The organism is Nocardiopsis oceani (assembly GCF_054777395.1).
The window spans coordinates 205,411-217,567 of the sequence record NZ_BAAHAR010000002.1 but is presented as its reverse complement, the minus strand read 5'-3'; the positions used below and the strand labels follow the sequence as shown (position 1 = coordinate 217,567).

The following is a 12,157-nucleotide window of genomic DNA, read 5'->3' as shown; positions in this document are numbered from 1 at the left end:
CGCCCGTACCGCACAGCGCCTGCTGGCCATGGCCGCGGCGATCTGGCACAACTGGGAGACCAACGCCCCCGTCAAGCGGTCCCTGATCGCCTACGACCACTGAAGACATCGGACTCAATCATCTAGGGGTGGGCGGCGAGCTGGACGTCGAGCAGGTCGAGGTCGGCGGCGCCGGGGAACGCGGGGTCCTCCATGACGGCGCGCAGGCGTCGGCGGACGGGACGGGCCTCGCTGCGGGTGGTGACCGGCTCGGCGGCCAGGCGGCCCTCTCCGGTGCTGATACCGGTGGGCGTCCTCAGGGTCCAACCCGTGTGGTCGGCGGCCAGCAGCAACCCGACGGTTCCGTCGTCATACACCCGAACCCACTGCCCCACCAGGTCAGCGGGGTCACCCAACGGACGGGGGGCGGGCGTGGGAACGGAGTGGGCGCTCATCATGGGGTTTCCTCGGTGGTTCGTTGAACTGCTTTCCTCGGTGAGACGCTCCCGTAGCCCGACTATGATGCGCTTTCGAAAAACTTTTGGTCAACGGCCCCCGATCAGGGCCCCTGGTCCCGCCCCAGCCGGGCTATAGCCCCGGTTTACGGACGCGTTCACTGCCCGGGCAGGGTGCCGTAGCTGTTGCGGTAGACCTTTCCCGGTTTGGGCCACGTGAACTTCAGCCCCGCCCAGACCTCGTCGACGCGCAAGCAGGTGCTCTCGACCATCCCGAGGTCGTAGCCGATGGCGATGACGCTCTTCATATCGAGGTCGGTGCCGTACCGGCGGCCCTTGGGCCAGGACACCCACAGCATCCCGCTCGGGCGCAGGTGGTCCCTGAGTTCGGGGAATCCCTCTCGGAGTTGCCGCTGCCCGGTGGTGAACAGGTGCAGGTAGTCGAATGGGCCGGTGAGCTCGCCGGGTAGGTCCAGCTCCGGGAGCCGGAGCCCGGCGAGCACCCCGTCAGGAGCCCCGACCAGGTGAGCCCTGCTGCCTTCTCTGATCCCCATCTTCTGCGCCACGGTTCGCTGAGTCATACCCCGAAGCTAGAACGCGCCACCGACAGTCAGGCTCCTTCGTCGAATCGCGCGCGGGCGCGCTCGACGCTGGGCATGTGGTCGGTGGTCCAGTGCAGGAGCGCGTCGATGAGGTCCTGGAGCGTTTTCCCGAGGGGCGTGATCCGGTACTCGACGGCGACGGGGCGCGTGCTCGTGACGACGCGCTCGACCATCCCGTTGCGTTCGAGGCGCCGCAGCGTAGCAGTGAGCGACTTCTGCGTCACGGCCGGGATCGCGCGGCGCAGACCGTTGAAGCGCAGGGGCCTCTCGCACAGCTTGTCGAGTACGTGCAATGACCACTTGTCGAGCACCTGGTCCAGCAGCTCGCGGTGGGCCGCGGTGACCTGGGAGTACTCGGGTTCTGAGTGGGTGGTTTCCCGCATGACACCTGGTTCCGTTGAAGTTCCCTCTATGCACCTAGTAGACATTGGATACCTATCAGATGGCAAACGAAGGGAACCCGGCATGACCGTGCAGTTGCTCTCCCCCGAGGGCATGTTCCAACCTGTCCCCTACCACCATGTCTCGATCGGCACCGGCACCCGCCAGGTGCACGTGGCAGGCCAGATCGCCCGCGACGCGGCGGGTGAGCCCGTGGCGGAGGGCGACCTGACCGGCCAGGTCGCCCAGGCCCTGCGCAACACCGCGCGCGGGCTCAACGGCGCCGGGGCCGGCTTCTCCGATGTCGTGCGCCTGCGGTTCTTCGCCACGGCGTGGAAGCCCGAGAAGATGGATGCCTTCCTCGCCGGGATCGACCGCGTCGCCGACGAGTTGGGGCTTCCGCGCCCGTGGCCGCCCGTGTCCCTCATCGGTGTCGACTACCTGTTCGAGCCCGACGTGCTGGTGGAAGTCGAGGCGTTCGCCGTTCTCGAATAGTCGCTCACCATTGGCCGGGGCCGGCGCCGGGTTCCGGCGGGCCCGGGCCGCCGACACCCGGCCAGGCTGCTCAGACCTCGATCATCCGCCAGGCCTCAGGGTCGGCCGGGGTCTCGGTGAAGGCGTAGCGGACCGTGTCGCGGTCCAGAGCGATCAGGGTGACCGAACCGGTGGCCCAGACCTGGCCGTCGCCCAAGTCCGCGTGGGCGATCAGGCCGGAGGGGTCTCCGGACGTACCGGTGCCCGCGGAGCGCGGTTCGGTGTTGGCGGCCTCGGTGATGAGGCGCGGCCACTCCCCCCACGCATCGAGGGTCTTGGTGGTGGACAGGTCCGGGTCCGGGCGGGTGCCAGCGAACTCGGGGGTGTGGCGGGCCGCGCGGGGATCGGCGGGGTCCAGGCCGGTGTTCACGATGGTGGTCACCCCCTGGGGCAGGGACCTGGTGTCCAGGCACCGCCCGTCCCAGCTGTACAGGGTGGCGCTGTGGTGGTCGGCGTCAAGGAGGTGGAAGGGCGCGAACCTGGTGGGGTCCTCACCCGCCAAGGCGTCGCGGTGCTGCCTGGCCAGGGCACGCAGGGGCAGATCGCCCCGGCTCGCGGGGTAGGTGCCCTCCCAAGGCATGCGGCCGTCCCATGGCCAGCCGTTGAGCAGGGCGGCCACGCGTTCACGGCCCGTTTCCACAGCCAGCCAGGTACCGCCCGCCAGGCGGTCGCGTCCCCCCAGCAGCTCCGGCCGCTCCGGCCAGTGGCGCGCGGGCCCGTCCCAGGGGCGCGCGCGCATCTCGTCCCGGAGCGCCGCCATGACCAGCGGTGTCCTGGCGCTCGGGTCGAAGCCGACGATGACCGTGCACATCTGTCCCCCACGCGTTTCGGGTCCCTTGACAAGGACTCTACGGTGGCGGGTCACACCATGCTTGGCGCACTCCGGGATTCGGGCACGAACCCTGGTCCTCGGAGCCCGCTACCTGGCACCCCGACCGGGGGGAAGGCTGCACCCCTGGTCAAAAGAAGGGTCAGGCCCAGGGTGCAACCGTGGAAACTCCTCTACCCTGGTTTCTCTCAGCGCTTGTGTGCGTTGACTTCGGGATCCGTCCGCGCGGAGTCCGCGTTCGGAACGTTCCCCCTTCGCTTTCCTTGCCCGACCAGGAGCCTTCCTTGCCCGAAGAAGCCGACCGGACCGAGCCGGGTCCGACCTCCACAGCGACCGGCCGGGTGCCAGCCCCGTCGGTCCTGACGGCACCGCCCCTCGAACCGGGGCTGTCCCGCGAGGAGGTCGCCGAGCGGATCGCCAGCGGCCGGACCAACGACGTGCCGGTGCGGGCGAGCCGCAGTGTCGGCCAGATCATCCGCGGCAACGTCTTCACCCGGATCAACGCGATGATCGCGGTGCTGTTCGCGATCATCGCCGTGATCGGGCCGATCCAGGACGGGCTCTTCGCGCTGGTCATCGTGATCAACACGCTGATCGGCATCATCCAGGAGCTGCGGGCCAAACGCACCCTGGACAAGCTCGCGATCGTCAACGCCGCGCGCCCGAGGGTGGTGCGCGACGGCGCCACCGTGCGGGTGGCCACCCAGGAGATCGTCCTGGACGAGGTCGTGGAAGTCGGGGTCGGCGACCAGATCGTCGTGGACGGCGAGGTCACTTGGGCCGGCGGCCTGGAGGTCGACGAGTCCCTGCTGACGGGCGAGGCCGACCCGGTGCTCAAACAGCCCGGGGACACGGTGATGTCGGGCAGCTTCGTGGTGTCCGGGGCCGGGCGGTTCCGGGCCACCAAGGTCGGGCGTCACGCGTACGCGGCGCGCCTGGCCGAGGAGGCGAGCCGGTTCTCGCTGGTGCGTTCGGAGCTGCGTTCGGGGATCAACACGATCCTGACCTGGATCACGTACGCGCTGTTCCCGATCGGCGGCCTGCTGATCTACAGCCAACTGTTCATGAACGGCGAGGTCGCGCTGGATCCTTCGGCCACGAGCGGCATTTCGGGGCCGTTCGCCGACGCGCTGCGCGGCATGGTGGCGGCCTTGGTGTCGATGATCCCCGAAGGGCTCATCCTGCTGACCAGCATCGCCTTCGCGGTCGGTGTGATCCGGTTGGGCAAGCAGAAGTGCCTGGTGCAGGAGCTGCCCGCGATCGAGGGTCTGGCCCGGGTGGACGTGGTGTGCACCGACAAGACGGGCACGCTGACCGAGGTCGGCATGAAGCTCGCCGAGGTCCGTGACCTGGGCGGGCAGACCAACGGCAACGGCCGGGCCCGGGTCGCCCCGACCCGGGTGCTGGCCGCGCTGGCGGACAGCGATCCGGACCCGAACCCCAGCATGACCGCGATCTCCGAGGGGTGTGCGGCCACTGGACAGAAGGCGCCGGACTGGAGTGTGACGGCGCTGGCCCCGTTCTCGTCGGCGCGCAAGTGGAGCGGTGCGAGCCTGCTGACGCCCGCCGGTGAGGAGCACTGGGTCTTGGGCGCGACCGACGTCCTTGCCGAATCCGACTCGCCTGCCGCCGCCGAGGCGGCCCGGCTGGGGGCGCAGGGTCTGCGTGTGCTGCTGCTGGCCCGCGCCTCGGTCCGGGTGGACGACGACGGAGCCCCGGGCACGGTGCGGCCGGTCTCCCTGGTGGTGCTGGACCAGCGGGTCCGCGAGGACGCCGGACCGACCCTGGACTACTTCTCCGACCAGGGTGTGGCCGTCAAGATCGTCTCCGGCGACCACGCCGCGTCGGTCGGCGCCGTGGGCCGGGAACTGCGCCTCGGCGGTGCGGACCGGCCGCTGGACGCCCGGGAGCTGTCCGAGGACCCCGAGCAGCTGTCCCGTGAGGTGGAGGACCACTCGTCGTTCGGCCGGGTGACGCCCGAGCGCAAGCGCGACATGGTGCGTGGCCTGCGCGACCGCGGGCACACGGTGGCGATGACCGGTGACGGTGTCAACGACGTGCTGGCGCTGAAGGAGGCCGACATCGGGGTGGCGATGGGCTCGGGCAGCCCCGCCTCCCGTTCCGTGGCCCAGCTCGTGCTCTTGGACAACCGGTTCGCGGTGCTGCCCCGCGTGGTCGCCGAAGGTCGGCGGGTGATCGGCAACATCGAGCGGGTGGCCAGCCTGTTCCTGACCAAGACGGTGTACACGATGGTGCTCGCGATCATCGTGGGTTCCCTGGCCGTCGCCTACCCGTTCTTTCCCCGGCACGCGACGCTGATCAACGCCGTCACCTTCGGTATCCCGTCGTTCTTCCTGGCCCTGGCGCCCAACACCGACATCGCCCGGCCCGGGTTCGTTCTGCGCACACTGAGGCTGGCGGTCCCCTCGGGGATGGTGGCGGGGCTGGCCGCGGTGACGACCTACTTGCTGGTGCTGGGCGGGCGGACGGTGCCCGACCCCGCGGACCGGACGGCGGTGGTGATCACGCTGTGCGCGACCACGCTGTGGGTGCTGCTGTTGGTGGCCAAGCCGTATGTGTGGTGGAAGGTGGTGCTGGTCGGGTCCATGGTCGGGATCCTGACACTCGCCATGGTGACGCCGTGGGGGCAGTGGTTCTTCGCCCTGGACGTGAGCGACCCGGCGAAGGTCCTCACAGCGCTCGCCGTCGCGGGCGTGGCGATCGGGGCGATCACGGTGATCCGGGTGGTGGACGACCGGATGCTGGCCCGGTCGGAGGCCAGGGCCGCTGAGAAGGAGTCGGAGGAGCGATCTTCCACCCGGACACCTTCCTGAGCAGGGTGGATGGCGCCCGTCGCGGAACCGCGGCGGGCGCTTCGCTGCCCGGCTCCGAGCCCGGTTCCCACCTCGGCGCCGTTCAGCGGAGGACCAGCGTGGGAACTGTTCAACGCCCACACCGACCGCCATCCTGGGTGCGCCACGTGTCTGGATCGACAGGAGCTACATTGAGCATCCCGAACGCGCACATCCGAGCCGTGCTGGACGGCTACCTTGAGCGCTTTCCCAAGGAAGCCGACGCGGCCGGTCCCTTGGTGCGGGCCTTGGACGACGAGCACGAGCTCTCCTCCCCCAAGGAGTTCCGCGTGGGACACGTGACCTCGGGGGCCGTGGTGCTCGACCCGTGCTGGCGGGTGCTGATGGTCCGTGCGGGGGAAGAGGGCCCTTGGCGTCTGCCGGGCGGACACCTCTCCGACGGGGACGGCGCGCTGGACGAGGCGTCGCTGAGCCGGCTGCTGGAGGCGACCGGGATCGCACCCGAGCAGGTCGAGTCCGCGTCGGACCCGCTCCCGCTGGACCTGGACGTCCGCCTCGCGCCGGAGTCGGACCGGGGCGAGCCCGAACACCTGCACTTCACCTTCCTGCACCTGTACCGGTCGAACGCGGCCGCGGTGCCCGCGAGCGGTGTCTCCGGGGCCCTCGCGTGGCGCCCGCACACCGACGTCCCTTCGGCCCGCCTGGCGGCGAAGATCTCCCAGACCCTGGCGACCAGCCGGGAGGCGTTCAAGCGCGAGGCCGCCAGAGCCTGACCTCCGTCGCAGGTCACGATCCCGGCCTCCCCGGGTTCCATTCATCGCCAAAACTGCATATGATCGCCACATGACGATGAATAATGCCGCATGTGCGGGACCGGGAGTCGACGCGGCCGAGGCCCTCTTCCACAGCCTCTCCGACGGCAACCGGCTGGCGATCGTGCGCCGACTGGCCGAGGGCGAGGCCCGCGTGGCCGACCTCGTGGAACAGCTGGGCCTGGCCCAGTCCACGGTCTCCAAGCACGTCTCCTGCCTGCGCGACTGCGGACTGGTGGACGGGCGCACCGAAGGCCGCCAGGTGTTCTACTCGCTGGCCCGCCCCGAACTGTTGGAGCTGCTGGCGGCGGCCGAGACCGTCCTGGCCGCCACCGGGAACGCGGTGGCGCTCTGCCCCACCTACGGGGTCGACAGCCCGGCAGCTGAGACCCGCGCGGTTTCGGGCGCTGACGCGCCTGTGAGCGAAACCGGTGCGGGCGGGGCGGCTACGGGCGGCGCGGTCTCCGATGGGTGACTCCTGCTGCGACCCGACGCCGACCACCCCCGTACGGACCGAGGCCGTGGCGCCCATCCGGCTGTGGCAGGTCGGCGAGCTCCGGTTCGCCGCCGTCGCCGCCCTGCTGTTGCTGGCGGGGTACGCCGCGGGCTGGGCCGGGGCCGCCGATATCCTGCCCCCGGTCCTCAAGGCGGCCGCCCTGGTGGTCGCCGGGTCGACCTTCGTCCCCGCGACCCTGCGCCGCCTGGCCAAGGGCCGGATCGGTGTCGGCACCCTGATGACCATCGCCGCGCTGGGAGCCGTCGCCCTCGGAGAGGTCGGCGAGGCCGCCATGCTGGCGGTCCTGTTCACCATCGCCGAAGGCCTGGAGGAGTACGCGGTCGCCCGCACCAGGCGGGGCCTGCGCGCCCTGCTGGACCTGGTCCCCGCTCGGGCGACCGTGCTGAGCGACGGGGTCGAGCACACCGTCGCGCCCGAAGAACTGCGCCCCGGTCAGACCCTGGTCCTGCGCCCGGGCGAGCGCCTGGCCACCGACGGAACCGTCTCCGCCGGGTACACCGCGCTGGACACGTCCGCCGTCACCGGGGAGTCCGTCCCGGTGGAGACCCGCCCCGGCAGCGAGGTGTACGCCGGTTCGGTCAACGGCACCGGCCTGCTGGAGATCACCGTGACCGCCGACGCCGAGGACAACTCCCTGGCCCGCGTGGTACGGATCGTGGAGGCCGAACAGGCCCGGAAGGGCCGCGGCCAACGGTTGGCCGACCGCGTCGCCCGCCCCCTGGTCCCCGGCGTGATGATCGCGGCCGCCCTGGTCGCGGCGGTCGGCTCGATGTTCGGGGACCCGCTGACCTGGATCGAACGCGCCCTGGTCGTGTTGGTGGCGGCCTCACCCTGCGCGCTGGCCATCTCCGTCCCGGTCACCGTGGTCGCCGCCATCGGCACCGCCTCGAGGCAGGGCACCCTGGTCAAGGGCGGTGCGGCGCTGGAGGCGATGGGCCGGATCGGGGTGGTCGCCCTGGACAAGACCGGCACGCTGACCCGCAACGAGCCCGCCGTCGTCGAGGTGGCGCCCGCTCCCGGTCACACCCGCGCGCGGGTTCTGGCCCTGGCGGCCGCTCTGGAGGCGCGCAGCGAGCACCCCCTGGCCCGCGCCGTGCTGGCGGCCCACCCCTCCCCCGGCCCTGCGGAGGAAGTCCAGGCCGTTCCCGGATCCGGGTTGACGGGCCTGGTGGACGGGAGGGCCCTGCGGCTGGGGCGCCCGGGCTGGATCGACGCCGGGCCGCTCGACGCGGCGGTGGAACGGCTGCTGGGCGCGGGCGCGACCGTGGTCCTGGTGGAGGAGGACGGTGCGCTGGTCGGCGCGCTGGCCGTCCGCGACGAACCGCGCCCCGAAGCCGCTGAGGTCGTCGCCGGTCTGCGCCGGTCCGGCTACCGGGTCGCGATGCTCACCGGCGACCACCGGGTCACTGCCGACGCGCTGGCCGCCGAGGCGGGGATCGACCCGGACGAGGTCCACGCGGGGCTGCTCCCAGAGGACAAAGCCGCGGTGGTCGGCCGGCTGCGGGTCAGCGGCCCCGTGGTGATGGTCGGCGACGGGGTCAACGACGCCCCGGCACTGGCCAGCGCCGACCTGGGCGTGGCCATGGGGGCGATGGGCACCGACGTGGCCGTGGAGACCGCCGACGTGGCCCTGATGGGCGAGGACCTGCGCAACCTGCCCCGAGCGCTGGAGCACGCCCGCCGGGCGCGGGTGGTCATGTGGCAGAGCATCGCGTTGTCGCTGGCGATCATCGTCGTGCTCATGCCCTTGGCGCTGTTCGGGGTTCTGGGCCTGGCCGCTGTGGTCCTGGTCCACGAGGTCGCGGAGGTGGTGGTCATCGCCAACGGCATGCGCGCCGGACGCCGTCACCCGGAAGCCCGGCGTTCCCGCAGTTCACCCGCCCACCAGGGGCAGACCCGCGACCCCGACCACGATCGCCGTGAGGCTGAGCAGCCGCCTGGGAGAGGCTGACTCCCCCAGAAAGAGCATCCCGGCCCCGGCAACGCCGACCGCCCCGACACCCACCCACACGGCGTAGGCGCCGCCGACCGGGAGTTCGCGCAGCGCCAGCGCGAGCATCCCGAGGCTGACCAGCGCCACCGCGATTCCAAAGGCCACCCAGCCGGGATGGGGCCGGGTGAGGGCGAGAGCCCACACGACTTCCAGCAGGGCCGCAGCGAGCAGGATGCCCCAGGCCATGGATCGGGCGCTCACGCGGTGACACCGCCGTCGACCGTGATCGAGGTACCGGTGATGTAGGCACCCGAGGGCCCGGCCAGGTGAGCGACGGTGGCGGCCACGTCCTCGGGGGTTCCGTAACGCCCGAGGGCGGTCAGGGCACGTTCGGCCTCGGCGTCGGGGCCGTCGGCGGGGTTCATGTCGGTGTCGGTGGACCCCGGGTGGACGAGGGTCACGGTGATGCCCCGCGGCCCGAGGTCGCGGGCAAGCCCCTTGGTGAACCCCACGAGGGCGGCTTTGCTCATGGAGTTCAGGCTGATGCCCGGGCCTGGCACGCGCTCGACGAGGCTGCTGCCGACGGTGATGACGCGACCGCCCGGTCCCATGTGCCGCAGGACAGCCCGGACGGCGACGAACACCCCTCTGACGTGCACGGCCATGGTGGTGTCGTAATCGTCGAGGGTGAGCTCGCCGATGTCGCCGTAGGGGAAGATCCCGGCATTGTTGACCAGGATGTCCAGGCCGCCGAGTTCGCTTGCCGTGCGGTCAACGGCTTCGGTGACCGCCTGGGGGTCGCTGACGTCGGCGGAGAGGGCGAGCGCCGTGTCGCCCGCCGCGCGGATGTTCCGGACCATCTCCGCCGCCTGTTCCGTTGAGGTGCGGTGGGTCAGCGCGACCGCTGCTCCCTCGGCCGCCAGGCGCAGGGCCGTGGCCGCCCCGATCCCTCGGCTGCCTCCGGTGACCAGCGCGACCTTGCCGTCCAGTGAACCCATGTCTGCCTCCCTCATTTATGTATCGATCACTACATAATTGATAGCATCGGATCGGGTGCGACCACAAGTGGATGCGGGGAGATATGGCGGGACGGCCGAGAAGGTTCGACCGGAGTGCGGCGCTGCGGACGGCCATGGAGCTCTTCTGGGAGCACGGCTACGAAGGGACGTCGCTGAGCATGCTCACGTCGGCCATGGGCATCACACCGACCAGCCTCTACGCCGCCTTCGGGTCCAAGGACGCGTTGTTCGAGGAGGCGGTGGAGCTGTACGACTCCGCGGACTCCTCACCCACGGTGCGCGCGCTCGAACTGACCCCGACCCGCGACGCCATCGAGTCGATGCTGCGGCGAAACGCCGACGCCTACGTCGACCCCGGCACCCCGCTTGGGTGCATGGTCGTACTGGCCGGAACGAACCTGGGGCGCGGTCACGAACACGTCGGACGCCACCTCGCCGGCCGCAGGGCGAAGGACCTTGCCCGGGTCACCGAGCGCATCGAGCGGGGCGTCTCCGACGGCGACCTGCCTGACGGACTCGACGCGCCCGCGCTGGCCTCCTACTGCGTGACGGTACTGCAGGGATTGTCCGTGCGAGCCCGGGACGGGTGTACGCGCAAGGAGGCACACGCCGTCATCGACGTCGCCATGGCCGCCTGGGACACGGTCGTGTCATAGGGTCCGCGGTACGGAGCTCCTCCCCGGACGGCCGACGGCCTCAGAGGGCTTTGAAATAGCGGGCGACGGGCAGCTGGGTGAACCCGGCCCTCTCGTAGGTGGAGCGTGCGGGGGCGTGGCCGGGGTCGCCGCCGGTCTCGATCATGGCGACCGTCATCCCCTCCGCACGCATGTACTCCTCCGCGAACTCCGTCAGCCTCGACCCCACGCCGCGGTTCTGCTGGTCGGGGTCGACCGCGAGCATGTGGACTTCGCCGGTGCGCTCCTCGCGGTTGAGTTTGACGGAGGCGAACCCGGCGACGCGGTCGGTCACCGCCACCCACACCCGAAGCTCGTCCGCGTCCAGGTCCGTCTGGACGTCACGGGACTGGGCATGGCGCCAGTCCCCCACGATCCGGTCGTAGATCCGGGCTCCCAGCACGCGCGCCAGTGATGTGTGCACGGGTTCCCAGGCGCGCAGCGACAGGGCGATGACGGCCTCGCGGTCCTCAGGGGCATAGGGGCGGATGCTGATGTCCATGGAGCGCAGCCTAACCACGACCGGTCTGGACCGGCCACGGATTTTCCCGCTCACAGGCTCCGGTAGTAGTGGACCACAGGAGAGGGGACGAACCCGGCCCTCTCGTAGACGGCGCGCGCCGAGGCGTGGGCGACGTCGCCCCCGGTCCTGATCACGGCGACGGCCATGCCCTCCTCCCGGATGCGCTCCACCGCGAATTCCGTGAGTGCCGAACCCAAACCTTCGCCCTGCTGGTCGGGATCGACGCCCAGCATGTGGATCTCGCCGGTACTCCCCTCGCGGTCGAGTCTGACGCTGACGAACCCGGCGACGCGGTCGGTCACCGCCACCCACACCCGAACCTCTTCCGCGTCCAGGTCCGCCTGGACGTCACGGGACTGGACCCGACGCCAGTCCCCGACGACGTGCCCGTAGATGCGCTCGCCGAGAGTCCGTTCCAGCGCGGCGTACCCGGGTGCCCAAGCGCGCAGCGACAGGGCGACCACGGCCTCGCGGTCATCGGGGGCGTACGCCCGGATACACATGTCCATGCGCCGCAGCGTAACGGTGCCCGTGGGACCGGGCCACGGGTTTTCCACCGGGCGATACGGTGGCGCTGGCCTCGGAACGAAGGAAGAACACGATGGTGGATGAAATTGGCATGCGGCACCTGCGTCGCGCGGTGGAGCTGGCCGCGGAGGCGCTGGACAAGGGTGACGAGCCCTTCGGCTCGGTGCTGGTGGGCGCGGACGGGGCGGTGCTGTTCGAGGACCACAACCATGTCGCCGGGGGCGACGCGACCCGGCACCCGGAGTTCGCCATCGCCCGCTGGGCCACCCAGAACATGGCTCCCGAGGACCGCGCGGCTGCGACCGTGTACACCTCGGGAGAGCACTGCGCCATGTGCTCGGCCGCCCACGCCTGGGTAGGGCTGGGCCGGATCGTGTACGCGACCTCTTCGGCCCAGCTGGTCGGTTGGCTCCGGGAGTGGGGTGTGACGACGGGGCCGGTGCGCCCCCTGGCCGTCAACGATGTCGCACCGGACGTCCCGGTGGAGGGCCCTGTGGACTCGTTGGCCGACGAGGTCAGGGCGCTGCACGCACGCCTCCACGGCCGGACCTGAGCGAG

General features: G+C 71.0%; 15 protein-coding genes and 1 pseudogene. 8 read left to right on the top strand and 8 right to left on the bottom strand.

Annotation, left to right across the window (positions count from 1 at the left end; translation table 11 throughout):
* Positions 1-103, top strand: a pseudogene (locus tag ACYVDG_RS01985) (IS982 family transposase); the annotation flags it as partial.
* A gap of 19 nt (positions 104-122) precedes the next feature.
* Here the strand turns inward: ACYVDG_RS01985 and ACYVDG_RS01980 are convergent.
* The 3 genes from ACYVDG_RS01980 to ACYVDG_RS01970 all read right to left on the bottom strand — a co-directional run bounded on the left by ACYVDG_RS01980 (position 123) and on the right by ACYVDG_RS01970 (position 1,419).
* Positions 123-434, bottom strand: a complete 312-nt coding sequence (locus ACYVDG_RS01980; RefSeq protein ID WP_460746251.1) for a hypothetical protein — start codon at positions 432-434, stop codon at positions 123-125.
* A 158-nt stretch (positions 435-592) separates the two neighbouring features.
* Positions 593-1,015: a hypothetical protein gene (locus ACYVDG_RS01975; RefSeq protein ID WP_460746248.1), complete on the bottom strand. Its 423-nt coding sequence runs from the start codon at positions 1,013-1,015 to the stop codon at positions 593-595.
* A gap of 29 nt (positions 1,016-1,044) precedes the next feature.
* Positions 1,045-1,419 carry a winged helix-turn-helix transcriptional regulator gene (locus ACYVDG_RS01970; RefSeq protein WP_460746245.1) on the bottom strand — a complete coding sequence of 125 codons (375 nt, stop codon included), beginning with the start codon at positions 1,417-1,419 and terminating at the stop codon, positions 1,045-1,047.
* Between the two features lie 82 nt (positions 1,420-1,501).
* Here ACYVDG_RS01970 and ACYVDG_RS01965 point away from each other — a divergent pair, with 82 nt between their 5' ends.
* Positions 1,502-1,912, top strand: coding sequence for a RidA family protein (locus tag ACYVDG_RS01965; RefSeq protein WP_460746243.1), 411 nt, complete (start codon positions 1,502-1,504; stop codon positions 1,910-1,912).
* 70 nt (positions 1,913-1,982) lie between these two features.
* Here the strand turns inward: ACYVDG_RS01965 and ACYVDG_RS01960 are convergent, their stop codons facing one another.
* Complete coding sequence (locus ACYVDG_RS01960; RefSeq protein ID WP_460746242.1) at positions 1,983-2,762, bottom strand: NRDE family protein; 780 nt, start codon at positions 2,760-2,762, stop codon at positions 1,983-1,985.
* 359 nt (positions 2,763-3,121) lie between these two features.
* Between ACYVDG_RS01960 and ACYVDG_RS01955 the strand changes: the two genes are divergently transcribed.
* The 4 genes from ACYVDG_RS01955 to ACYVDG_RS01940 all read left to right on the top strand — a co-directional run bounded on the left by ACYVDG_RS01955 (position 3,122) and on the right by ACYVDG_RS01940 (position 8,873).
* Positions 3,122-5,614 (top strand): HAD-IC family P-type ATPase, encoded by a 2,493-nt coding sequence (locus ACYVDG_RS01955; RefSeq protein ID WP_460746262.1) that lies wholly within the window; start codon positions 3,122-3,124, stop codon positions 5,612-5,614.
* 170 nt (positions 5,615-5,784) lie between these two features.
* The gene (locus ACYVDG_RS01950; RefSeq protein WP_460746238.1) at positions 5,785-6,366 is read left to right on the top strand and encodes an NUDIX domain-containing protein; all 582 of its coding nucleotides are present in this window, start codon (positions 5,785-5,787) and stop codon (positions 6,364-6,366) included.
* A 70-nt stretch (positions 6,367-6,436) separates the two neighbouring features.
* Positions 6,437-6,880 carry an ArsR/SmtB family transcription factor gene (locus ACYVDG_RS01945; RefSeq protein WP_460746236.1) on the top strand — a complete coding sequence of 148 codons (444 nt, stop codon included), beginning with the start codon at positions 6,437-6,439 and terminating at the stop codon, positions 6,878-6,880.
* The gene (locus tag ACYVDG_RS01940) at positions 6,873-8,873 is read left to right on the top strand and encodes a heavy metal translocating P-type ATPase (RefSeq protein ID WP_460746234.1); all 2,001 of its coding nucleotides are present in this window, start codon (positions 6,873-6,875) and stop codon (positions 8,871-8,873) included. The genes ACYVDG_RS01945 and ACYVDG_RS01940 overlap by 8 nt, the downstream gene beginning before the upstream one ends.
* On the opposite strand, the gene ACYVDG_RS01935 is transcribed toward ACYVDG_RS01940, so the two are convergent.
* Both ACYVDG_RS01935 and ACYVDG_RS01930 read right to left on the bottom strand, forming a co-directional pair.
* Complete coding sequence (locus ACYVDG_RS01935; protein ID WP_460746232.1) at positions 8,796-9,116, bottom strand: DMT family transporter; 321 nt, start codon at positions 9,114-9,116, stop codon at positions 8,796-8,798. The genes ACYVDG_RS01940 and ACYVDG_RS01935 overlap by 78 nt on opposite strands.
* On the bottom strand, positions 9,113-9,853 hold the full coding sequence (locus ACYVDG_RS01930; RefSeq protein WP_460746230.1) for an SDR family NAD(P)-dependent oxidoreductase: 741 nt from the start codon (positions 9,851-9,853) through the stop codon (positions 9,113-9,115). The genes ACYVDG_RS01935 and ACYVDG_RS01930 overlap by 4 nt, the downstream gene beginning before the upstream one ends.
* An 83-nt stretch (positions 9,854-9,936) precedes the next feature.
* Between ACYVDG_RS01930 and ACYVDG_RS01925 the strand changes: the two genes are divergently transcribed.
* Entirely contained in the window at positions 9,937-10,530 is a 594-nt protein-coding gene (locus ACYVDG_RS01925) for a TetR/AcrR family transcriptional regulator (RefSeq protein WP_460746228.1), read from the top strand.
* Positions 10,531-10,570: 40 nt separating this feature from the next.
* Here ACYVDG_RS01925 and ACYVDG_RS01920 read toward each other — a convergent pair whose 3' ends face one another.
* Both ACYVDG_RS01920 and ACYVDG_RS01915 read right to left on the bottom strand, forming a co-directional pair.
* Positions 10,571-11,050, bottom strand: coding sequence for a GNAT family N-acetyltransferase (locus tag ACYVDG_RS01920; protein WP_460746227.1), 480 nt, complete (start codon positions 11,048-11,050; stop codon positions 10,571-10,573).
* A 50-nt stretch (positions 11,051-11,100) separates the two neighbouring features.
* The gene (locus tag ACYVDG_RS01915; RefSeq protein ID WP_460746226.1) at positions 11,101-11,580 is read right to left on the bottom strand and encodes a GNAT family N-acetyltransferase; all 480 of its coding nucleotides are present in this window, start codon (positions 11,578-11,580) and stop codon (positions 11,101-11,103) included.
* Positions 11,581-11,672: 92 nt separating this feature from the next.
* On the opposite strand from ACYVDG_RS01915, the gene ACYVDG_RS01910 reads away from it, so the two are divergent.
* Positions 11,673-12,152, top strand: coding sequence for a nucleoside deaminase (locus ACYVDG_RS01910; protein ID WP_460746224.1), 480 nt, complete (start codon positions 11,673-11,675; stop codon positions 12,150-12,152).
* Positions 12,153-12,157 lie beyond the last annotated feature (5 nt).

Excerpts from the sequence above, each read along its gene's own strand:
- ACYVDG_RS01980 (WP_460746251.1), bottom strand. The coding sequence starts at position 434 with ATGAGCGCCCACTCCGTTCCCACGCCCGCCCCCCGTCCGTTGGGTGAC.
- ACYVDG_RS01975 (WP_460746248.1), bottom strand. The coding sequence starts at position 1,015 with ATGACTCAGCGAACCGTGGCGCAGAAGATGGGGATCAGAGAAGGCAGC.
- ACYVDG_RS01970 (WP_460746245.1), bottom strand. The coding sequence starts at position 1,419 with ATGCGGGAAACCACCCACTCAGAACCCGAGTACTCCCAGGTCACCGCG.
- ACYVDG_RS01965 (WP_460746243.1), top strand. The coding sequence starts at position 1,502 with ATGACCGTGCAGTTGCTCTCCCCCGAGGGCATGTTCCAACCTGTCCCC.
- ACYVDG_RS01960 (WP_460746242.1), bottom strand. The coding sequence starts at position 2,762 with ATGTGCACGGTCATCGTCGGCTTCGACCCGAGCGCCAGGACACCGCTG.
- ACYVDG_RS01945 (WP_460746236.1), top strand. The coding sequence starts at position 6,437 with ATGACGATGAATAATGCCGCATGTGCGGGACCGGGAGTCGACGCGGCC.
- ACYVDG_RS01940 (WP_460746234.1), top strand. The coding sequence starts at position 6,873 with ATGGGTGACTCCTGCTGCGACCCGACGCCGACCACCCCCGTACGGACC.
- ACYVDG_RS01930 (WP_460746230.1), bottom strand. The coding sequence starts at position 9,853 with ATGGGTTCACTGGACGGCAAGGTCGCGCTGGTCACCGGAGGCAGCCGA.
- ACYVDG_RS01925 (WP_460746228.1), top strand. The coding sequence starts at position 9,937 with ATGGCGGGACGGCCGAGAAGGTTCGACCGGAGTGCGGCGCTGCGGACG.
- ACYVDG_RS01920 (WP_460746227.1), bottom strand. The coding sequence starts at position 11,050 with ATGGACATCAGCATCCGCCCCTATGCCCCTGAGGACCGCGAGGCCGTC.
- ACYVDG_RS01915 (WP_460746226.1), bottom strand. The coding sequence starts at position 11,580 with ATGGACATGTGTATCCGGGCGTACGCCCCCGATGACCGCGAGGCCGTG.
- ACYVDG_RS01910 (WP_460746224.1), top strand. The coding sequence starts at position 11,673 with ATGGTGGATGAAATTGGCATGCGGCACCTGCGTCGCGCGGTGGAGCTG.